The organism is Shewanella litorisediminis (assembly GCF_016834455.1).
Classification (GTDB): Bacteria; Pseudomonadota; Gammaproteobacteria; order Enterobacterales; family Shewanellaceae; genus Shewanella; species Shewanella litorisediminis.
Window position 1 is genome coordinate 187191 of sequence record NZ_CP069213.1, and the last position, 20301, is coordinate 207491.

At 51.8% G+C, this 20301-nt stretch carries 15 protein-coding genes, 7 tRNA genes and 3 rRNA genes; 19 read left to right on the forward strand and 6 right to left on the reverse strand.

What is annotated here, in order from left to right; genetic code table 11:
• Positions 1 to 57 precede the first annotated feature (57 nt).
• From mnmH to JQC75_RS00855, 3 genes are all read right to left on the reverse strand, one after another.
• Positions 58 to 1161 (reverse strand): tRNA 2-selenouridine(34) synthase MnmH, encoded by a 1104-nt coding sequence (gene mnmH / locus JQC75_RS00845; protein ID WP_203325684.1) that lies wholly within the window; start codon positions 1159 to 1161, stop codon positions 58 to 60.
• Positions 1158 to 2216, reverse strand: a complete 1059-nt coding sequence (gene selD / locus JQC75_RS00850; protein ID WP_203325685.1) for a selenide, water dikinase SelD — start codon at positions 2214 to 2216, stop codon at positions 1158 to 1160. The genes mnmH and selD overlap by 4 nt, the downstream gene beginning before the upstream one ends.
• A gap of 88 nt (positions 2217 to 2304) precedes the next feature.
• Positions 2305 to 3411, reverse strand: a complete 1107-nt coding sequence (locus tag JQC75_RS00855) for a fatty acid desaturase (protein WP_203325686.1) — start codon at positions 3409 to 3411, stop codon at positions 2305 to 2307.
• Positions 3412 to 3553: 142 nt separating this feature from the next.
• Here JQC75_RS00855 and fabR point away from each other — a divergent pair, with 142 nt between their 5' ends.
• Complete coding sequence (gene fabR, locus JQC75_RS00860; RefSeq protein ID WP_203325687.1) at positions 3554 to 4168, forward strand: HTH-type transcriptional repressor FabR; 615 nt, start codon at positions 3554 to 3556, stop codon at positions 4166 to 4168.
• 45 nt (positions 4169 to 4213) lie between these two features.
• Here the strand turns inward: fabR and trmA are convergent, their stop codons facing one another.
• Complete coding sequence (gene trmA, locus JQC75_RS00865) at positions 4214 to 5311, reverse strand: tRNA (uridine(54)-C5)-methyltransferase TrmA (protein ID WP_203325688.1); 1098 nt, start codon at positions 5309 to 5311, stop codon at positions 4214 to 4216.
• A 134-nt stretch (positions 5312 to 5445) separates the two neighbouring features.
• Between trmA and murI the strand changes: the two genes are divergently transcribed.
• Positions 5446 to 6234, forward strand: coding sequence for a glutamate racemase (murI, locus tag JQC75_RS00870; protein WP_203327087.1), 789 nt, complete (start codon positions 5446 to 5448; stop codon positions 6232 to 6234).
• Between the two features lie 8 nt (positions 6235 to 6242).
• On the opposite strand, the gene JQC75_RS00875 is transcribed toward murI, so the two are convergent.
• The gene (locus JQC75_RS00875; protein WP_203325689.1) at positions 6243 to 6698 is read right to left on the reverse strand and encodes an RNA recognition motif domain-containing protein; all 456 of its coding nucleotides are present in this window, start codon (positions 6696 to 6698) and stop codon (positions 6243 to 6245) included.
• 551 nt (positions 6699 to 7249) lie between these two features.
• Here JQC75_RS00875 and JQC75_RS00880 point away from each other — a divergent pair.
• The 8 genes from JQC75_RS00880 to birA all read left to right on the forward strand — a co-directional run bounded on the left by JQC75_RS00880 (position 7250) and on the right by birA (position 14880).
• A 16S ribosomal RNA gene (locus JQC75_RS00880) occupies positions 7250 to 8792 on the forward strand.
• 70 nt (positions 8793 to 8862) lie between these two features.
• Positions 8863 to 8939: transfer RNA gene (locus JQC75_RS00885), tRNA-Ile, on the forward strand.
• A 121-nt stretch (positions 8940 to 9060) separates the two neighbouring features.
• A tRNA-Ala gene (locus JQC75_RS00890) sits at positions 9061 to 9136 on the forward strand.
• Positions 9137 to 9411: 275 nt separating this feature from the next.
• Positions 9412 to 12305: ribosomal RNA gene (locus tag JQC75_RS00895) — 23S ribosomal RNA — on the forward strand.
• A 91-nt stretch (positions 12306 to 12396) separates the two neighbouring features.
• Positions 12397 to 12472, forward strand: a tRNA-Val gene (locus JQC75_RS00900).
• Between the two features lie 120 nt (positions 12473 to 12592).
• A 5S ribosomal RNA gene (gene rrf, locus JQC75_RS00905) occupies positions 12593 to 12708 on the forward strand.
• Together the 16S, 23S and 5S rRNA genes with 3 tRNA genes alongside form the textbook arrangement of a ribosomal RNA operon.
• Positions 12709 to 12892: 184 nt before the next feature.
• Complete coding sequence (gene murB / locus JQC75_RS00910; RefSeq protein WP_203325690.1) at positions 12893 to 13906, forward strand: UDP-N-acetylmuramate dehydrogenase; 1014 nt, start codon at positions 12893 to 12895, stop codon at positions 13904 to 13906.
• A 20-nt stretch (positions 13907 to 13926) separates the two neighbouring features.
• Positions 13927 to 14880: a bifunctional biotin--[acetyl-CoA-carboxylase] ligase/biotin operon repressor BirA gene (gene birA / locus JQC75_RS00915; protein ID WP_203325691.1), complete on the forward strand. Its 954-nt coding sequence runs from the start codon at positions 13927 to 13929 to the stop codon at positions 14878 to 14880.
• Between the two features lie 65 nt (positions 14881 to 14945).
• Here the strand turns inward: birA and coaA are convergent, their stop codons facing one another.
• Complete coding sequence (coaA, locus tag JQC75_RS00920; RefSeq protein WP_203325692.1) at positions 14946 to 15893, reverse strand: type I pantothenate kinase; 948 nt, start codon at positions 15891 to 15893, stop codon at positions 14946 to 14948.
• 212 nt (positions 15894 to 16105) lie between these two features.
• Between coaA and JQC75_RS00925 the strand changes: the two genes are divergently transcribed.
• The 9 genes from JQC75_RS00925 (at position 16106) to rplA (ending at position 20200) form a co-directional block, all read left to right on the forward strand.
• Positions 16106 to 16181: transfer RNA gene (locus JQC75_RS00925), tRNA-Thr, on the forward strand.
• A 7-nt stretch (positions 16182 to 16188) separates the two neighbouring features.
• A tRNA-Tyr gene (locus JQC75_RS00930) sits at positions 16189 to 16273 on the forward strand.
• Between the two features lie 35 nt (positions 16274 to 16308).
• Positions 16309 to 16382 (forward strand) — tRNA-Gly (locus JQC75_RS00935).
• Between the two features lie 13 nt (positions 16383 to 16395).
• Positions 16396 to 16471 (forward strand) — tRNA-Thr (locus JQC75_RS00940).
• Between the two features lie 115 nt (positions 16472 to 16586).
• A complete protein-coding gene (gene tuf, locus JQC75_RS00945; protein WP_011758321.1) occupies positions 16587 to 17771 on the forward strand; it encodes an elongation factor Tu in 1185 nt (394 codons plus the stop codon).
• 243 nt (positions 17772 to 18014) lie between these two features.
• A complete protein-coding gene (secE, locus tag JQC75_RS00950; RefSeq protein ID WP_203325693.1) occupies positions 18015 to 18386 on the forward strand; it encodes a preprotein translocase subunit SecE in 372 nt (123 codons plus the stop codon).
• Between the two features lie 4 nt (positions 18387 to 18390).
• On the forward strand, positions 18391 to 18942 hold the full coding sequence (nusG, locus tag JQC75_RS00955; RefSeq protein WP_011758323.1) for a transcription termination/antitermination protein NusG: 552 nt from the start codon (positions 18391 to 18393) through the stop codon (positions 18940 to 18942).
• 123 nt (positions 18943 to 19065) lie between these two features.
• Positions 19066 to 19494 (forward strand): 50S ribosomal protein L11, encoded by a 429-nt coding sequence (gene rplK, locus JQC75_RS00960; RefSeq protein ID WP_203325694.1) that lies wholly within the window; start codon positions 19066 to 19068, stop codon positions 19492 to 19494.
• Positions 19495 to 19498: 4 nt separating this feature from the next.
• Entirely contained in the window at positions 19499 to 20200 is a 702-nt protein-coding gene (gene rplA / locus JQC75_RS00965) for a 50S ribosomal protein L1 (RefSeq protein ID WP_203325695.1), read from the forward strand.
• Positions 20201 to 20301 lie beyond the last annotated feature (101 nt).

The following is a 20301-nucleotide window of genomic DNA, read 5'->3' on the forward strand; positions in this document are numbered from 1 at the left end:
CTGAAGAACATATTAACCCAGTACTGAAAAGCCCTCGAAAGAGGGCTTTTTTATGTGTCAGCTTTTCAGGCTGCTGAGGTAGTCGTGCATCTCTGCGTGGGTACCGGTAAAGCGCACCCGGGCGGCTTTTTTACCGAGCTGATAGTGGTACATGGGGTCGTAATAACTTTCCAGCAGCAGCGAGATCCACTCAAGGTGAGCACTGGTGTCATTGGTGTTTTGCTGCTTTGAGAGCGCGGCGTTCATCAGTTCTGTCATTTCACCGTGCAGTTTGCCGCCCAGACGTTTGTAGATACCTTTAAGGCTGTCCAGCAGATAGTCACGATAGGCGATAAAGCCCTCTTCTTCCCCCAGACGTTCCACATAACCCGCGTGCATCTTATGCACGTAATCATCCAGCAGGCGAGGCAGACGTTCTTCAAGCGAAGAAGTCAGCACCAATACAGGCGCCTGTTGCATCTTCTCGAAAAAGACCTTGGGGATGGCATTGCGGCCAATGAGAAAGCTTTCATCTTCCAGCAGGAGTCTCGCTTGCTCACGCTCCTGATGGCGCATCAGCTCGATGGCGAGGCGATTCTCAAAATCAATCTGACTGGGCTGCCCCTCGTGCTGACGACCAAAGCTGGAACCCCTGTGGTTGGCGATGCCCTCCAGATCGACCGACTCACTGCGAAGACGTACAAAGTCCGTTTTACCACTGCCGGTAATGCCACTGAGGATAAGCATTTCACGCTCACCGGGCGCTGCTTCAATCTCATCAATCAGATATTGACGCATGGCCTTGTAACCGCCCTCGATAAAGGGAATATCGAGTCCGGCTTCCTTGAGCCAACGTTGGGTAATTTGCGATCTGAGACCGCCCCGGAAACAGTAAAGATAGCCATCGGGATGCTTGCTGAAAAAGTCTTGCCAGGCTTGGACCCGCGCGGCTTTCACCTTGCCAGATACCAGCTGGTGGCCAAGTTCAATCGCCGCCTCCTGACCATGCTCTTTGTAGCAGGTACCCACCTTTTGCCGCTCGCTGTCGGTCATCAGAGGCAGATTCACCACGTTGGGAAACGCACCCTTGGTAAACTCGATGGGGGCGCGCACGTCCATCATCGGATGGTTTGCGAGAAATATGGCCCTGTATTGGCTGGCTGGAACGCGGTTTGTACTCATTCGCCGCTTCCACCCTTGAGCGTCAGCTTGCCACTGCCTGAGACCAGCTCGCCTATGCAAACTGGGGTGATGCCCTGTTCGCGCAGCAAAGCGCAAAGTGCGTCTTCGCCGGTTGCGTCGACCGCAACCAGCAGGCCACCGCTGGTTTGAGGGTCGCACAGCAGCGCTTTCTCACGCTCGCTAACCTGTGGCAAATGTTCGCCGTAGCTGTCGTAGTTTCTGTGGGTGCCGCCCGGGATGCAGCCAAGGTTCAGATAGTACTCCACCTTGTCGAGTAAGGGGACAGCAGTCAAATCCAACACGGCATCCAGGTTTGCACCCTGGCACACCTCGAGCAAATGTCCGGCAAGGCCGAAGCCGGTGACGTCTGTCATGGCATTGACGCCAGCTATGACAGAAATATCGGCGCCAATCTTATTGAGGGTGCACATGGCTTCGGGGGCGATGTGGGCGTCGGCGTCTTCAAGCTTTTTCTGCTTTTGCGCCGTGGTGAGAATGCCTATACCAATAGGCTTGGTGAGGTACAGCTTATCTCCCGCGCGGGCCGTGTTGTTCTGTTTCAGGCGCTCCAGCGGCAATTGACCGGTAACGGCCAGGCCAAAGATAGGCTCTGGCGCATCAATACTGTGGCCACCGGCGAGCATGATACCTGCATCCATACAGGCCTGACGGCCACCATCCACCACTTGCTGAGCCACTTCGGCGGGCAACTTGTTCACAGGCCAACCCAGAATGGCAATCGCCATAATCGGCGTGCCGCCCATGGCGTAGATATCGCTGATGGCATTGGTGGCAGCGATGCGGCCGAAGGTGAAGGGGTCGTCCACAATGGGCATGAAAAAGTCGGTGGTACTGATAATGCCAGTGGTTTCATTCAGCTTATAAACGGCGGCATCATCGCGGCTGGCATTACCAACCAGCAGATTGGGGTCGACAAAGCTCGGCAGCTGCGATTCAAGAATGGTACCCAGTACCTTGGGCGAGATTTTGCAGCCACAACCGGCTCCGTGGCTGTATTCGGTCAGTTTGATGGGCTGTGAAAGTTGCGATGACATACGGATTTGCCTGCCTGAATGGAATGGCAACCATGATAGTCAGATACGGCCTCCTTGCAAGGAGGCCGTGTTGATTCTTGTAACGGGATCAGCGGCAGGCGGCTGTCAGTGAGGCCCAGTTTTGCTGCGCCAAGCGCAGACGGTCCTTAAGCTCCGCGACCTTGGGTAAGAGGTCTTTGACACAAAGCTCGGCGCGACGGGCTTCCAGCAGTTCCTTCTTGGCTTCGTAGTAGGCCAGTAACTGTTGCTTCAGACGCTCGTACTCCAGCTGCAGGGATTCCAGCAGCTCATCGGCATCTTTTCGGCCGGCAATACGGTGTTGGCTGCGCTTGAGCTGCATCTGCAGTTTGGCGCTTTCGATACGCTCCTGCGGTACTTTACGCAAGTCACCCGCCATACCACACCAGGACAGGCCCTTGATAAGCCACTTGGTTGGGTCGTAGTCCCACCAGTGGATGCCGTTGCGGTAGTCGTTCTCGAAGATATGGTGGAAGTTGTGGTAGCCCTCACCATAGGTCAAAAACGCCAGCAGCGGATTGTCACGGGCGGTGTTTTTGTCTGTGTAAGGCTGAGAGCCCCAGATGTGTGCCAGCGAGTTGATAAAGAAGGTGCAGTGATGAACCAGCACCAAACGCGCCAAACCTGCCAGCAGTAACATCGACAGCACATCACCATGGATCCAGCCAAGCAGCGCCGGCAGACCCACATTCATCAAAATGGTCAGCAACAAATAGTGCTTGTGTTGCCACATGACGATGGCGTCGTTTTGCAGATCGCGCACGTTGTTGTAATCGTGATATCTGTGTGCCTGATATTCTCTCAGCATCCAGCCGATATGGCTGTACCAGAAACCCATGTTCGCTGAATAGGGGTCTTTGTCGTTATTGTCCACGTGCTTGTGATGCACCCGGTGATCCGAAGACCAGTGCAGTGCGCTGTTTTGCAACGCCAGCGCCCCGCCGAGCGCATAGAAAAAGCGAACCACGGCATTGGCCTTGTACGCTTTGTGGGACCAGAGCCTGTGGTAACCCGCGGTAATAGAGAGTCCGCTGTAAAATACCAGCACGACAAAGGCAACCCATTCCACAGCGTCAAACCCATGGGTAATGGCGCGCCAGGGAACCAGGGTAATTGCACCGCCTAGGGTTAAAACGAACAGAGAGAGGTTGAGCCAAATGATGGGAGGTTTATTCATTGTTGTTTCCATTTATCGCTTTAAGCGTACAGCTGTAAGCTAATTTAGTCGAGCTGGTGACCAAGGTCAAGGAAGGCGGGGCTGTGTTTTAGGGGCAAAAGGGTTATTATCCCGTGAATCAGTAAGATGAACGGACTATCACATGGGAGTTAGAGCACAGCAGAAAGAGAAGACCCGTCGTGCCTTGGTGGACGCGGCCTTCAATCAGCTCAGTGCCGAGCGCAGTTTTTCCAGCCTGAGCCTGCGGGAAGTCGCACGGGAGGCCAGCATTGCGCCCACTTCTTTCTATCGCCATTTCAAGGATATGAATGAGTTGGGGCTTACCATGGTGGATGAGGGCGGCCTGGCGTTGCGGCAGATGATGCGAAAAGGGCGTCAGCGCGCCGAGGCGGGGGGTAGCGTGATCCGCATTTCCGTCGATACCTTTATGGAAGTGCTCGACTCCAATCCCAACGTATTCCGAATTCTGCTGCACGAGCGCTCCGGGACTTCAGCTCCCTTTCGCGCAGCCGTGGCCAGAGAAATAGAGCACTTTATCTCTGAGCTTGCCCATTACACCGAGGAAAAAGCCAAGCGCAGCCCCGAGCTTGCCCGTGCCCAGGCCGAATCCATGGTGACCCTGGTGTTTAACGCAGGGGCGGCAGCGCTTGACATGAAAAAGTCAGAGCGCAAGATTTTGGCCGACCAGCTGGTGCTGCAGCTGCGGATGGTGGCCAAGGGGGCTGAGTTTTTGCAGCAAAAAGCGGATGCCAAATAAAAAACGGAGCCGAGGGCTCCGTTTTTTATGTGAATGGCGCTCAGGTCAGCGACGTTTCAGCATGACGCCCGCTTCGGTGTGGTGGGTGTAGGGAAACTGGTCAAACAGCGCAAAACGCACTATGTCGTGAGTGGTGCTGAGTACCTTGAGGTTGTCATTCAGGGTGTCGGGGTTACAGGAAATGTAGAGTATGTTCTCGTAACCCTGAACCAGCTTAACGGTTTCATCATCGAGGCCTGCTCTGGGAGGGTCCACAAAGATGGTGTTGCACTGGTAGCTTTGTAAATCAATATCGCCGAGACGGTTGAAACGCTTTTCACCCTTCATGGCCTCGGTGAACTCTTCCGCAGACATACGGACGATGTCGAGATTGGTCACCCGATTAATTTGGATATTGTACTGGGCAGCCTCTACCGAGGGTTTGGCCAATTCAGTCGCCAATACTTTGCCGAAGTTCGGGGCGAGAGCAATGGAAAAGTTGCCATTACCACAGTACAGCTCCAGCAAGTCGCCGCTGCTTTGCGCGGTAGCATCAAGAGCCCATTCCAACATCTTAACCGCGACGCCTGCGTTGGGCTGAGTAAAGCTGTTCTCTACCTGCTTATAGTGCAACGTCTTACCGGACACATTGAGCGACTCGACCACAAAGTCGCGGTCGAGCACAAACTTTTGCTTGCGGGCACGGCCGATAATGTCGACCTTAAAGTGCTCACCCAGACGGGCCTTGAGCGCACGGGCTTCTGCAAGCCATTGGTCGTCCAGCTGGCGGTGATATAAGAGGCTGACCAGAATCTCGCCGCTCAGGGTCGATAAAAAGTCTACCTGAAACAGCTTGTGGCGAAGGGCGCGATTGGGGCGAAGTTCGTCCAGCAGGGCCGGCATCATGCGGTTGATGAGTTCGCTTGCTGGCAAAAACTGATCGGTACGTACCTTTTCCTTGGCGACATTGTCGAACATACAGTAGTAGAGATCGTCACCGTCATGCCATACCCGGAACTCGCAGCGCATTCGATAATGGGCGGGAGCTGAAGGGAATACTTCCAGAGCCGGCGGACTATAGTGGGCAAATGCCTCCGTCAGTGCCTGGCACTTTTGTTCAAGCTGTTGCTCGTACTGTTGAGGGTCCATGGCTTGTGCGTTCATTTGCAATCTCGTCCGGCTTAAAAAATGGCCGCAAATTTTACCCCAGCAAAGCTGTATGTCCAGCTTTCTGGCTTTGCCCTTTATTTTAGGCTGTGGGAAAATTCATGGGTTTTCATTTTCCGGTGGAGTTTGGTTTGGCGCGTCCCATTCTGGTTTTCGATTCAGGTATTGGCGGTCTGTCAGTGTTGTCTGAGATACGGCAGCTGTTGCCATCCAATGACTTCTTTTACCTGTTTGATAATGCACGCCTGCCTTATGGTGAACTGGCAGAACAGGTGCTGGTGGATGGTTGTGTTGAGCTGGTAGTGGCCGCCGCCACAAAAATCAATGCCGCGCTGGTGGTCATCGCCTGTAATACGGCCAGCACCCTTGTGCTGCCGGTTTTACGAAGCCAGTTGTCAATACCCATAGTGGGCGTCGTTCCAGCTATCAAACCTGCTGCAAGCGATACGCTCTCCGGCCATATAGGCCTGCTTGCGACTCCAGCCACAGTGAAACGCCCTTACACCCATGAATTGGTGAACAAATTTGCCAGTCATTGTCAGGTACATATGTTTGGCAGTTCAGAGCTGGTGATGATGGCCGAGCAGAAGATGGCGGGAGTGCCAGTAGACATGGCGAGGCTGGCCGGGATTCTGGCTCCCATTAAGGCAACATCGCTGGATGTGCTGGTGCTGGGCTGTACTCATTTTCCCATGTTGGCAGATGAATTGTCCCAGGTGTTGGGGCAGGGGATTAAACTGCTCGACTCGGGTTTTGCTATTGCCACCCGGGTACAGCATTTACTGGAAGGCTTGGGTGAGCATGAACACTCAGCGCCAAATAGTATGAAGGCGTGGTATACCACGCCTTCATTGACACCGGGGTTAATCCAGAGCCTGACAGTCTATGGATTCAGCGAAATAGCGCCTTTTACCCCTTAAACCAAGACTCAGTCGTCAGACTTCTCTGACTCATTATCCTGATTCTTTGCTTCTCTCACTTTTAATGTCCGTTCCTGGAAGGTGTAGTCGTTTAACTTAACCATTGCCTTCTGGGCACCGCTTTCAGACATCTCAACAAAACCGAAGCCTTTGCGTCTGCCGGTCTTACGGTCCCGAACCAAGCGGACTGAATTGACAGGGCCAAATTCGGCAAACAGAGACTTCACGTCGCCCTCATGCACTCTATATGGCAGGTTACCCACGTAAAGCGTCATTGTTGGACCGGTATACTCAGCTTCTGTGGTAGCAGCGTCGTTACCTGAAGGCACAATGGCGAAAATACCTATGGCCAATACAGCACCGAGAATAAAGGCAAGATAAGCAGGGAAGGTGGGCAGAAACTGAAAAATTACCAAGGCACCCACTGCGGCGGCTATTAGCGCAACAAGAAATGATTTCTGCATAAGCAAATTTACTCTGATGAAAATAAGGAAATGATAAATAACTGTTAACAGCAGGTATATAGTAATGAATTATCTGAGATTAAACCAGATCGCTGTAGAAAAAATGAACTCTGGTGATCCTTTAAAACACTGGCAATTAGGTGTTTTTGCAGCAAAGGTGCGCCCAAAGTGCCAAAATCGATGGGTATTTGCCCTTATTGATTGAATTACAGACGAACGATCCTGTGATCGTAGAAAAGATCTTGTGAATGTTGTCTCGCCCCCTATAATGCGCCCCATTCCCGCCGGACATGATGAATCAGACGAGTGGGAATAACGCCTAATCAAAAATTAGGCGGTTGATGAAAAGCCTTGAAAAAGCGCTTGACGTCAAAACGGGATGGCGTAAAATACGCAGCCCTGACCAGATGAAAGTCGGTCACGTTCTTTAAAAATTTATCAAGCAATCTGTGTGGATACTCGTAGGTTGATGAAGTCGACAAAACGATTTTATCAATGAAAGAGTTTTCATGCAGAAGCATGACAGCAGAAATTCATTGAGACCAAAACTTTAATTGAAGAGTTTGATCATGGCTCAGATTGAACGCTGGCGGCAGGCCTAACACATGCAAGTCGAGCGGTAACACAAGGGAGCTTGCTCCTGAGGTGACGAGCGGCGGACGGGTGAGTAATACCTGGGGATCTGCCCAATCGAGGGGGATAACAGTTGGAAACGACTGCTAATACCGCATACGCCCTACGGGGGAAAGAAGGGGACCTTCGGGCCTTTCGCGATTGGATGAACCCAGGCGGGATTAGCTAGTAGGTGAGGTAATGGCTCACCTAGGCGACGATCCCTAGCTGTTCTGAGAGGATGGACAGCCACACTGGGACTGAGACACGGCCCAGACTCCTACGGGAGGCAGCAGTGGGGAATATTGGACAATGGGGGCAACCCTGATCCAGCCATGCCGCGTGTGTGAAGAAGGCCTTCGGGTTGTAAAGCACTTTCAGTGGGGAGGAAAGGTTGATGGTTAATACCTATCAGCTGTGACGTTACCCACAGAAGAAGCACCGGCTAACTCCGTGCCAGCAGCCGCGGTAATACGGAGGGTGCAAGCGTTAATCGGAATTACTGGGCGTAAAGCGTGCGCAGGCGGTCTGTTAAGCGAGATGTGAAAGCCCCGGGCTCAACCTGGGAACTGCATTTCGAACTGGCAGACTAGAGTCTTGTAGAGGGGGGTAGAATTCCAGGTGTAGCGGTGAAATGCGTAGAGATCTGGAGGAATACCGGTGGCGAAGGCGGCCCCCTGGACAAAGACTGACGCTCAGGCACGAAAGCGTGGGGAGCAAACAGGATTAGATACCCTGGTAGTCCACGCCGTAAACGATGTCTACTCGGAGTTTGGTGTCTTGAACACTGGGCTCTCAAGCTAACGCATTAAGTAGACCGCCTGGGGAGTACGGCCGCAAGGTTAAAACTCAAATGAATTGACGGGGGCCCGCACAAGCGGTGGAGCATGTGGTTTAATTCGATGCAACGCGAAGAACCTTACCTACTCTTGACATCCAGAGAACTTTCCAGAGATGGATTGGTGCCTTCGGGAACTCTGAGACAGGTGCTGCATGGCTGTCGTCAGCTCGTGTTGTGAAATGTTGGGTTAAGTCCCGCAACGAGCGCAACCCTTATCCTTACTTGCCAGCGGGTAATGCCGGGAACTTTAGGGAGACTGCCGGTGATAAACCGGAGGAAGGTGGGGACGACGTCAAGTCATCATGGCCCTTACGAGTAGGGCTACACACGTGCTACAATGGTCGGTACAGAGGGTTGCGAAGCCGCGAGGTGAAGCTAATCCCAAAAAGCCGGTCGTAGTCCGGATTGGAGTCTGCAACTCGACTCCATGAAGTCGGAATCGCTAGTAATCGTGGATCAGAATGCCACGGTGAATACGTTCCCGGGCCTTGTACACACCGCCCGTCACACCATGGGAGTGGGCTGCACCAGAAGTAGATAGCTTAACCTTCGGGAGGGCGTTTACCACGGTGTGGTTCATGACTGGGGTGAAGTCGTAACAAGGTAGCCCTAGGGGAACCTGGGGCTGGATCACCTCCTTACCTAAGCGACACATTACCCTGCTGAGTGTTCACACAGATTGCTTGATAGACGAAAAGAGACAAATGCGATGGGTCTGTAGCTCAGGTGGTTAGAGCGTACGCCTGATAAGCGTAAGGTCGGTAGTTCGAGTCTACTCAGACCCACCAAATCTCATTGATGCGTCGTTGGAAACGTCGTCGTTTACGCGAGTAAACTTCCTTCGTTCCCGCCTTGCCTGAATGAGATTTTTAATCAACGCATTTGTGTCAGACTGCATATTGCAGAAACGGGGCTATAGCTCAGCTGGGAGAGCGCCTGCTTTGCACGCAGGAGGTCTGCGGTTCGATCCCGCATAGCTCCACCACTATCAATATGTGAGTCTCAGGACTTAGGTCCCAAGGATAGAGACGCCAAAGATAAGTGATGAATTTATCTTTGGCTTTTTTAAGCCCGCTCTTTAACAATTTGGAAAGCTGATAGTAGAAACTGGATCTTCGGATTCAGTTAATACAAAAATTGAGTTCTCAAACACTTCAATCAAGTGTTTTGGAAATTCTTCAAGGCGAGTTCAGTAAAATGAACTATCGAAAAACCAGCTGGTTGCAATACAGCCGGTGAGGAAACTCATCCGGGTTGTATGGTTAAGCGACTAAGCGTATACGGTGGATGCCTTGGCAGTCAGAGGCGATGAAGGACGTAGTAACTTGCGAAAAGCGTTGGTGAGGTAGTAACAACCGTTATAGCCAGCGATGTCCGAATGGGGAAACCCGGCAGCATAAGCTGTCATCACTACATGAATACATAGTGTAGTGAGGCGAACGAGGGGAACTGAAACATCTAAGTACCCTCAGGAAAAGAAATCAACCGAGATTCCCTCAGTAGCGGCGAGCGAACGGGGATTAGCCCTTAAGTCTTCGGGGTGTTAGTGGAATGGTCTGGAAAGTCCAACGGTACAGGGTGATAGTCCCGTACACGACAACTAACCAAAGATGAAATCGAGTAAGGCGGCACACGTGATATGTTGTCTGAATATGGGGGGACCATCCTCCAAGGCTAAATACTCCTGACTGACCGATAGTGAACCAGTACCGTGAGGGAAAGGCGAAAAGAACCCCTGTGAGGGGAGTGAAATAGAACCTGAAACCGTATACGTACAAGCAGTGGGAGCGGTTCTTGAGACCGTGACTGCGTACCTTTTGTATAATGGGTCAGCGACTTACGTTTTGTAGCGAGGTTAAGCGAATAGCGGAGCCGTAGGGAAACCGAGTGTTAACTGCGCGTTTAGTTGCAAGGCGTAGACCCGAAACCCGGTGATCTAGCCATGGGCAGGTTGAAGGTTGAGTAACATCAACTGGAGGACCGAACCGACTAATGTTGAAAAATTAGCGGATGACTTGTGGCTGGGGGTGAAAGGCCAATCAAACCGGGAGATATCTGGTTCTCCTCGAAAGCTATTTAGGTAGCGCCTCGGACGAACACCTTTGGGGGTAGAGCACTGTTAAGGCTAGGGGGTCATCCCGACTTACCAACCCTTTGCAAACTCCGAATACCAAAGAGTGCTATCCGGGAGACAGACGGCGGGTGCTAACGTCCGTCGTCAAAAGGGAAACAACCCAGACCGTCAGCTAAGGTCCCAAAGTAATTGCTAAGTGGGAAACGATGTGGGAAGGCTTAGACAGCTAGGATGTTGGCTTAGAAGCAGCCATCATTTAAAGAAAGCGTAATAGCTCACTAGTCGAGTCGGCCTGCGCGGAAGATGTAACGGGGCTAAGCAATTCACCGAAGCTACGGGTGTGCACGATAACGTGTACGCGGTAGAGGAGCGTTCTGTAAGCCGTTGAAGGTGAAGGGGTAACCCACACTGGAGGTATCAGAAGTGCGAATGCTGACATGAGTAACGATAAAGGGGGTGAAAAACCCCCTCGCCGAAAGACCAAGGGTTCCTGTCCAACGTTAATCGGGGCAGGGTGAGTCGACCCCTAAGGCGAGGCCGAAAGGCGTAGTCGATGGGAAACGGGTTAATATTCCCGTACTTCTGCTAACTGCGATGGAGAGACGGAGAAGGCTAGGCCAGCACGGCGTTGGTTGTCCGTGTTTAAGGTGGTAGGTAGTGTGCTTAGGCAAATCCGGGCACACATATACCGAGAGCTGATGACGAGGTGCTACGGCACTGAAGTGGTTGATGCCATGCTTCCAGGAAAATCTTCTAAGCTTCAGGTTAGCAGGAATCGTACCCCAAACCGACACAGGTGGTCGGGTAGAGAATACCAAGGCGCTTGAGAGAACTCGGCTGAAGGAACTAGGCAAAATGGTACCGTAACTTCGGGAGAAGGTACGCTGCTGTTGGTGACGGGACTTGCTCCCTGAGCTGACGGCAGTCGCAGATACCAGGTGGCTGCAACTGTTTATCAAAAACACAGCACTGTGCAAACTCGCAAGAGGAAGTATACGGTGTGACGCCTGCCCGGTGCCGGAAGGTTAATTGATTGGGTTATCGCAAGAGAAGCTCATGATCGAAGCCCCGGTAAACGGCGGCCGTAACTATAACGGTCCTAAGGTAGCGAAATTCCTTGTCGGGTAAGTTCCGACCTGCACGAATGGCGTAATGATGGCCACGCTGTCTCCAGCCGAGACTCAGTGAAGTTGAAATTGCGGTGAAGATGCCGTATACCCGCGGCTAGACGGAAAGACCCCGTGAACCTTTACTATAGCTTGGCACTGAACATTGACCCTACATGTGTAGGATAGGTGGGAGACTTTGAAGCGGGAACGCCAGTTCTCGTGGAGTCGACCTTGAAATACCACCCTTGTAGTGTTGATGTTCTAACCTCGGTCCGTGAATCCGGACTAGGGACAGTGCCTGGTGGGTAGTTTGACTGGGGCGGTCTCCTCCCAAAGAGTAACGGAGGAGCACGAAGGTTGGCTAAACACGGTCGGACATCGTGTGGTTAGTGTAATGGCACAAGCCAGCTTAACTGCGAGACAGACACGTCGAGCAGGTACGAAAGTAGGTCATAGTGATCCGGTGGTTCTGCATGGAAGGGCCATCGCTCAACGGATAAAAGGTACTCCGGGGATAACAGGCTGATACCGCCCAAGAGTTCATATCGACGGCGGTGTTTGGCACCTCGATGTCGGCTCATCACATCCTGGGGCTGAAGTCGGTCCCAAGGGTATGGCTGTTCGCCATTTAAAGTGGTACGCGAGCTGGGTTCAGAACGTCGTGAGACAGTTCGGTCCCTATCTGCCGTGGGCGTTGGAAGATTGAGGGGGGTTGCTCCTAGTACGAGAGGACCGGAGTGAACGAACCGCTGGTGTTCGGGTTGTCATGCCAATGGCATTGCCCGGTAGCTACGTTCGGAATCGATAACCGCTGAAAGCATCTAAGCGGGAAGCGAGCCCCAAGATGAGTCTTCCCTTGGACCTTGAGTCCACTGAAGAGCCGTCCGAGACCAGGACGTTGATAGGCAGGGTGTGTAAGCGTTGTGAGGCGTTGAGCTAACCTGTACTAATGACTCGTGCGGCTTAACCATACAACCCAGATGGGTTTTGACTGATGGTTGAAGTAGATAGTCTTGAAGAACCAGACTTGATTGAAGTGATAACTCAATAACACAGAATACCGGTCGCTTAGCTCAGCCGGGAGAGCACCTCCCTTACAAGGAGGGGGTCACTGGTTCGATCCCAGTAGCGACCACCATCTTTTTCTGCGAAATGCAGCTTTCCAAATTCAGGAACGAATTTATCAAATACATCCTTGTATTTGACCCTAACGGGCCGCGCTAAAGCGCGTTTAAAATTTGTTCCATACAATTTTATGTCTGGTGACAATAGCGCTCTGGTCCCACCTGATCCCATTCCGAACTCAGTAGTGAAACGGAGCAGCGCCGATGGTAGTGTGGGGTCTCCCCATGTGAGAGTAGGTCATCGCCAGACGCCTAATAAGTCGAAGAGGCCACCCAAGCGGGTGGCCTTTTTGCGTTTGGGACTACGCATCCCTTTTCGTTAGTTTCCAACTTCTCCCGTCCCAGCACCTGCGGGTTTGCAGTTTCTCTACTCCAATAATGCGATTAATGCTGCCCTTGGTTACAATGGCACTTTATTGCTGGCGGAAAGTGGTATGCCCGTTTCTCTCAAGTCCTACAACACCTTTGGTATCGATTATCAGTGTGCTGAACTTATCGAAGTCACAGACACGGCTAAATTGCCTGAACTTGTCCATTCGTTAGATACCCAAGGGCAGTCTTATTTTATCTTGGGTGGTGGCAGTAATGTGCTTCTGACGTCAGATATTGATGTCACTGTGCTTAAGATGGCTAATCTTGGGGTAGAGATCACTGAAGACGAAGACCATTGGTTTTTAAGTGTGGCCGCTGGCGAGAATTGGCATCAGTTGGTGAGTTGGACGCTTGCACAAGGGATGCCAGGGCTTGAGAATCTGGCGCTGATCCCGGGTACTGTCGGTGCTGCACCAATTCAAAACATAGGTGCCTATGGTGTCGAGCTGATGGACGTCTGTGACTGGGTCGAATATCTGTCTTTACCTGACTGCCAAACAGTCCGACTTAAGAATGATGAATGCGAGTTCGGTTATCGGGAATCCATCTTCAAAAGCCGGCTTAAAGATAAGGCAATCATTACCCGTGTTGGCTTCAGGCTCCCCAAACTATGGCAGCCAAAACTGAACTATGGTCCCTTGGCGGAGTTCAGCGTTGATACTGTTACGCCACAGATGATATTTGAGCGCGTTATTGCCGTGCGCTCGGACAAACTCCCGGACCCAGCGAAACTGGGTAATGCCGGTAGCTTTTTTAAAAACCCCATTGTCGATGCCGCAACCTTTGCTGCCATCGTAAAACAGTATCCGGACGCGGTTGCCTATGCGCTGGACGACGGTCGTATGAAACTGGCGGCGGGCTGGCTTATCGATAAGGCCGGTTTGAAAGGCTTCCGACAGGGAGATGCCGGGGTACATGATAAGCAGGCGCTGGTGCTGGTAAATTTTGGCGGTGCCAGCGGTAAAGAAATACTGCAACTTGCCAAGCATGTCATTAGTGAAGTGCGCAGCCGTTTTGGTGTGTTGCTCGAGCCAGAGCCCAATGTGGTGGGCAAACTTTCAATCTTAAGAGAATAATTCTCAGCAGGGAGCTGCAAATGGAACAGTGGCAACGTAAACGCGACATTCTCGCTATGCTGTCTACCCAGGAGTTTGTATCAGGTGAGGCCCTGGCTGAGCGTCTGGGCATTTCCCGTGCGGCAATCAGCAAGCACATTGATGTACTGGAAACCTTGGGTTTGAGTATTTACAGCGTCAAGGGCCGCGGCTACAAGCTCGCCACGCCGGTATCGCTGATTGATGAGCAGCGGCTGAAACAGGGCATAGAACGTCGCTGCTTTTACTTTGATGATATTCCCAGCACCAACGCCTTTATGTTGTCCCACTCTGAAGAGCTCGAAAGTGGGGATGTGTGTATTGCAGAACACCAGTCTGCCGGCAGAGGCCGCAGGGGGCGCCGCTGGGTGTCTCCCTACGGAAGCCATTTGTACTTTTCCCTGTTTTGGCGTTTGACCGATGGCATGAGTAAAGCCATGGGGCTGAGTCTGGTCGTCGGCTGTTCTCTTGCGAAGGTGCTTGATGAACTCGGTGTTGAGGGTATCGGCCTCAAGTGGCCCAACGACGTCTATCTGGATGGTCGTAAACTCGCCGGTATTCTGGTGGAGATGAAAGGCCAGGCCGACAGCAATTGTGAGCTGATTATTGGCATAGGCGTGAATATGGCGATGCCGGAAGCACAGGGGGAAACCATCGATCAGCCCTGGGCCGATTTGCAGGCTCATTCCATGCCGGATAAAACCGAATTTGCTGTGCTGTTACAGCGGCAACTTCAGGCCGACCTGTCCCTGTTTGAGCGGGAAGGGCTCGGTGCTTTCGTTGAGCGTTGGCAAGTGTCAGATCTCTTTATCGGTAAGCCTGTGAACTTGATGATGGCCGATAGGGTGGAAACCGGTATTTGCCGTGGGATAGATGAGCAAGGGGCTTTGCTGCTTGAGCTTGCCGGCGGTGTGAAAAGCTTTGTCGGTGGTGAGATCAGTTTGCGGCCGGCGTAACCCGCAATCAGCCCAATGATGCCGACCATGTCTGTATACAGGCTGGTCGGCATTTTTTATGGCGCTTATTTGCGCAGCAGTACCCGGTTCATCAAATGATCGGCACCCTTGCGCAGGATAAGGTGTGCACGTTCACGGGTAGGCTGAATGTTCATTCGTAAATTGGGACCGTTGATGCCATCCCAAATTTGCGATGCTGTCTCAGTTGCCTGGACGTCATTCAAACTGGCGTAATGGCGGAAGTAGGAATTTTCATCGGCAAAAGCGCTGCTCCTGAATTGCAGGAAACGCTCGATGTACCAGGATTTCAGTAAAGACTCATCAGCATCAACATAGATCGAGAAGTCGACAAAGTCCGACACAAAAGGCCTGCGGATATCGACGGGGGAGTCGAGCCCGGTTTGCAGAACATTCAATCCTTCCAGAATGAGGATGTCCGGTTTTTGAATGACTTGCCGCTCATAGGGAAGACGGTCATAGATGATGTGTGAATAGAGCGGCACTTCGACACGCTCGGCACCGGATTTTACCTCCGACACGAAATCAATCAACATCTTGGTGTCGTAGCTTTCTGGAAAACCTTTGCGTTGCAGCAGCCCCCTGCGTTTGAGTTCTGTCAGCGGGTAGAGGAATCCATCGGTGGTGACCAGGTCGACCTTGGGGTGTTCGGGCCATTGCTTAAGCAAAGCTTGCAGAATACGTGCGGTGGTACTTTTACCGACGGCGACGCTGCCGGCGATGCTGATGATATAAGGGCTATCCGATTGCTTATTGCCCAAAAACTGATTGAGGACCACGCCTCGCTGTTGACGCGCACCCACAATCAGATTGAGCAGTCTGCTCAGCGGGAGATAGATATCGGTTACTTCAGACAGAGAAATACGTTCATTAATACCGCGTAACCGGGTTAGCTCGCCCTCGCTCAGTGTCAGGGGGACTGAGTTTCTCAACTCGGCCCAGCGCGCTCTGTCGAAGTCGAGATAAAGCGCTTCTTGCGTCTGGTTATTAATCATTCAAATTCCTCGCCTTAGGCTGCGCACAGTACAACAGCTATAGTGCTTTAACAATAGTCCAACGGCTTTTGTGCACTGACAGATGCAATTTGTCATAGGTAGTCTAAGTTGGCGTGCAAAAAAGCGCCGCTTGGCACTTTTTTTGGTTGAAATTGGATTTTTCTATTGCAACCCAAGCCACATTTACCTAATATCCGCTACCGAAATGAAATGCCGGCATAGCTCAGTTGGTAGAGCAACTGACTTGTAATCAGTAGGTCCCGAGTTCGACTCTTGGTGCCGGCACCATTTTCTTGGAGGGGTTCCCGAGTGGCCAAAGGGATCAGACTGTAAATCTGACGGCTCCGCCTTCGAAGGTTCGAATCCTTCTCCCTCCACCATTTTCTAGGTACTAGGTAGCCTACAGTTAGGTTGCGCGGGCATCGTATAATGGTATTACTCCAGCCTTCCAAGCTGATAACGCGGGTTCGATTCCCGCTGCCCGCTCCAAAATTTAAGAGATGCTGATATAGCTCAGTCGGTAGAGCGCATCCTTGGTAAGGATGAGGTCGGCAGTTCGATTCTGCCTATCAGCACCAGCCTCTCTTAACATGCTGCCTATTATCTAACAAACGGTTCGATGTCATTTGATGGCATCGGATTTTTTCTATATGCAGGTTTTCATCACCAAGACTCTTGGATTGAGGCAATACCATGGCTAAAGCTAAATTCGAACGTACTAAACCCCACGTAAACGTGGGCACCATCGGTCACGTTGACCATGGTAAAACCACTCTGACCGCTGCTATCTCTCACGTACTGGCTAAGACCTACGGTGGTGAGGCGAAGGACTTCTCTCAGATCGACAACGCCCCAGAAGAGCGTGAGCGTGGTATTACCATCAACACCTCTCACATCGAGTACGACACTCCTACTCGTCACTACGCCCACGTAGACTGCCCAGGCCACGCTGACTATGTTAAAAACATGATCACCGGTGCTGCCCAGATGGACGGCGCTATCCTGGTAGTAGCTGCGACTGACGGCCCAATGCCACAGACTCGTGAGCACATCCTGCTGTCTCGTCAGGTAGGTGTACCTTTCATCATCGTGTTCATGAACAAGTGTGACATGGTAGATGACGAAGAGCTGCTGGAACTGGTAGAGATGGAAGTTCGTGAACTGCTGTCTGAATACGACTTCCCAGGTGATGACCTGCCAGTAATTCAGGGTTCTGCTCTGAAAGCACTGGAAGGCGACGCTGCATGGGAAGGCAAGATCATCGAGCTGGCCGAGGCCCTGGATTCTTACATCCCTGAGCCAGAGCGTGCAATCGACAAAGCATTCCTGATGCCAATCGAAGACGTATTCTCTATCTCTGGCCGTGGTACTGTAGTAACAGGTCGTGTAGAGCGCGGTATCATCAAAGTTGGTGAAGAAGTAGAAATCGTAGGTATCAAAGATACCACCAAGACTACCTGTACTGGCGTAGAAATGTTCCGTAAGCTGCTGGACGAAGGTCGTGCCGGTGAGAACTGCGGTATCCTGCTGCGTGGTACCAAGCGTGATGAAGTTGAGCGTGGTCAGGTTCTGTCCAAGCCAGGCACCATCAAGCCACACACCAAGTTCGAATCAGAAGTATACGTACTGTCTAAAGAAGAAGGTGGTCGTCACACTCCATTCTTCAAAGGCTACCGTCCACAGTTCTACTTCCGTACAACTGACGTGACCGGTACCATCGAACTGCCAGAAGGCGTAGAGATGGTAATGCCAGGCGACAACATCAAGATGGTTGTAACCCTGATTTGCCCAATCGCGATGGACGAAGGCCTGCGCTTCGCTATCCGTGAAGGCGGCCGCACAGTAGGTGCTGGTGTAGTAGCCAAGATCCACGAGTAATCTCGTAGACTTGGAAGAAGGCGACCTCAGGGTCGCCTTTTGTTTTTCCAAAGTACAATAAACTTGATTCACAGCGGCTTAACCGGGAGTTGTGGCCTTGCTAAGCAAGCTGAATAAGAATACAATCTATGGCCGATTTTTGAGCCCCGAGCCGATGAAAAGGTATCTTTAAGGGGAAATTGGACAGGCGGATCCCGAAAGGGGATACCTAGCTCAGGCCGTAGTGAGTAACGGAATTAACCGATGACGACAAATACTGAAAACCAGGGCAGCTCTCTGGATATCGTAAAGTGGGGCATAGTCATACTGCTGCTGGCAGTTGCCGTAGTGGGTAACCAGATGTACAGCGAGGCCAGTGTGGTCGTGCGTGCATTGGGTGTGATCGTGGCCTTTGCTATTGCCGGATTTATTGCTCTGCAGACCGTGAAAGGAAAGCAGGCGCTGGCATTTGCCCGTGAGTCTCACATCGAAGTGAAAAAAGTGGTTTGGCCTACCCGTCAGGAAGCCTTAAACACCACCTTCATCGTGCTGGCTGCAACCGCCGTTTTGGCACTGATCCTGTGGGGTCTTGATGCGTTGCTGCTGAAAATCGTTAATTTGATCACCGGTGTATAACTCGATGACTGAAGCTAAAGAAGCAAAGAAAAGATGGTATGTGGTACAGGCTTTCTCAGGTTATGAGGGGCGTGTAGCCAAGTCTCTGGTCGAGCACATCAAGATGCACGGCATGGAGCAATATTTCGGTGAAGTGCTGGTGCCCACCGAAGAAGTGGTTGAAATGCGTGCCGGTCAGCGTCGCAAGAGCGAACGCAAGTTTTTCCCTGGCTACGTACTGGTGCAGATGGAAATGAACGATGATTCCTGGCACCTGGTCAAGAGTATCCCACGCGTGATGGGTTTTATCGGCGGTACTTCAGACCGTCCAGCGCCTATCACTGACCGTGAAGCCGATGCCATCCTGCGTCGTCTGCAGGAAACCACTGAGTCTCCGACTCATCGCGTAATGTACGAACCCGGTGAAGTGGTGCGTGTGGTCGATGGCCCATTCGCTGACTTCAACGGTACTGTGGAAGAAGTGGATTATGACAAGAGCCGCGTAAAAGTGTCTGTCATGATCTTCGGTCGTTCTACACCGGTTGAATTGGACTTTAATCAGGTTGAAAAAAGCTGATTAAATAAAATACAAGATCCGTTTGGCAACGGGTGCGGGTTTCTGTATAATCCGCACCCGTTGTTTTCGGGGAGCCCCTTGCATGTTGCTTGGAGCGTTTGAACCCAAACTGAGGAAAATCAGATGGCAAAGAAAATTGAAGCTTATATTAAGCTGCAAGTTAAATCAGGATCTGCAAACCCTTCACCACCAGTTGGTCCAGCTCTGGGTCAAAAAGGTGTGAACATCATGGAATTCTGTAAAGCGTTTAACGCCCGTACAGAAAAAATGGAAAAGGGCATGCCTATCCCTGTAGTGATCACTGTATACAGCGATCGCTCATTCACTTTCGAAACTAAGACGCCTCCAGCTTCATTCCTGCTCAAGCAGGCTGCTGGCCTGAAGTCAGGTTCTAGCCGTCCTAACACCCAGAAAGTGGGTACTATCAAGCGTGCAAAAGTTCAGGAAATCGCTGAGCTGAAAGCAGCTGACATGACTGGTGCTGACATTGAAGCGATGACTCGCTCAATCGAAGGTACTGCACGTTCAATGGGCTTGGTAGTAGAGGACTAATAGAATGGCTAAGCTGACTAAACGCATGCGCGTAATCCGCGACAAAGTGGATGCCACCAAGGCTTACGACATCAACGAAGCTATCTCTCTGCTGAAAGAACTGGCCACTGCCAAGTTCGTTGAAAGCGTAGACGTTGCTGTAAACCTGGGCGTAGACCCACGTAAATCTGACCAAAACGTTCGTGGCGCTATCGTACTGCCACACGGTACTGGTCGTGATGTACGCGTAGCCGTATTCACCCAGGGTGCCAACGCTGAAGCTGCCAAGGCAGCCGGTGCTGAACTGGTTGGTATGGAAGATCTGGCTGAGCAGGTGAAAGCCGGCGAAATGAACTTCGACGTAGTGATTGCTTCTCCAGATGCAATGCGCGTTGTAGGTATGCTGGGTCAAATCCTCGGCCCACGTGGCCTGATGCCAAACCCTAAGACTGGCACTGTGACTCCTAACGTTGCTGAAGCTGTGAAGAACGCTAAAGCCGGTCAGGTTCGCTATCGCAACGACAAGAACGGTATCATCCACACCACTATCGGTAAGGTTGATTTCGATTCTGTTAAGCTGAAAGAAAACCTGGAAGCTCTGCTGGTTGCTCTGAAGAAGCAAAAGCCAGCTGCTGCCAAAGGCCAGTACGTTAAGAAAGTAAGCATCTCCACCACTATGGGTGCAGGTGTTGCGGTTGACCAGAACACTCTGGAAGCCACTGCTTAATTTTACAAGGTGCGCGCATTAGTCTATAATGCGCGCACTTTTGTGGGTTGAAGCCCGTTTTTGTCTCAGACAAATGCGGGTTTCCGTCCAAGACCGCAGGT

Coding starts and splice junctions, on each gene's coding strand:
- mnmH (WP_203325684.1), bottom strand. CDS start 1,161: ATGAGTACAAACCGCGTTCCAGCCAGCCAATACAGGGCCATATTTCTC.
- selD (WP_203325685.1), bottom strand. CDS start 2,216: ATGTCATCGCAACTTTCACAGCCCATCAAACTGACCGAATACAGCCAC.
- JQC75_RS00855 (WP_203325686.1), bottom strand. CDS start 3,411: ATGAATAAACCTCCCATCATTTGGCTCAACCTCTCTCTGTTCGTTTTA.
- fabR (WP_203325687.1), top strand. CDS start 3,554: ATGGGAGTTAGAGCACAGCAGAAAGAGAAGACCCGTCGTGCCTTGGTG.
- trmA (WP_203325688.1), bottom strand. CDS start 5,311: ATGAACGCACAAGCCATGGACCCTCAACAGTACGAGCAACAGCTTGAA.
- JQC75_RS00875 (WP_203325689.1), bottom strand. CDS start 6,698: ATGCAGAAATCATTTCTTGTTGCGCTAATAGCCGCCGCAGTGGGTGCC.
- murB (WP_203325690.1), top strand. CDS start 12,893: ATGCCCGTTTCTCTCAAGTCCTACAACACCTTTGGTATCGATTATCAG.
- birA (WP_203325691.1), top strand. CDS start 13,927: ATGGAACAGTGGCAACGTAAACGCGACATTCTCGCTATGCTGTCTACC.
- coaA (WP_203325692.1), bottom strand. CDS start 15,893: ATGATTAATAACCAGACGCAAGAAGCGCTTTATCTCGACTTCGACAGA.
- tuf (WP_011758321.1), top strand. CDS start 16,587: ATGGCTAAAGCTAAATTCGAACGTACTAAACCCCACGTAAACGTGGGC.
- secE (WP_203325693.1), top strand. CDS start 18,015: ATGACGACAAATACTGAAAACCAGGGCAGCTCTCTGGATATCGTAAAG.
- nusG (WP_011758323.1), top strand. CDS start 18,391: ATGACTGAAGCTAAAGAAGCAAAGAAAAGATGGTATGTGGTACAGGCT.
- rplK (WP_203325694.1), top strand. CDS start 19,066: ATGGCAAAGAAAATTGAAGCTTATATTAAGCTGCAAGTTAAATCAGGA.
- rplA (WP_203325695.1), top strand. CDS start 19,499: ATGGCTAAGCTGACTAAACGCATGCGCGTAATCCGCGACAAAGTGGAT.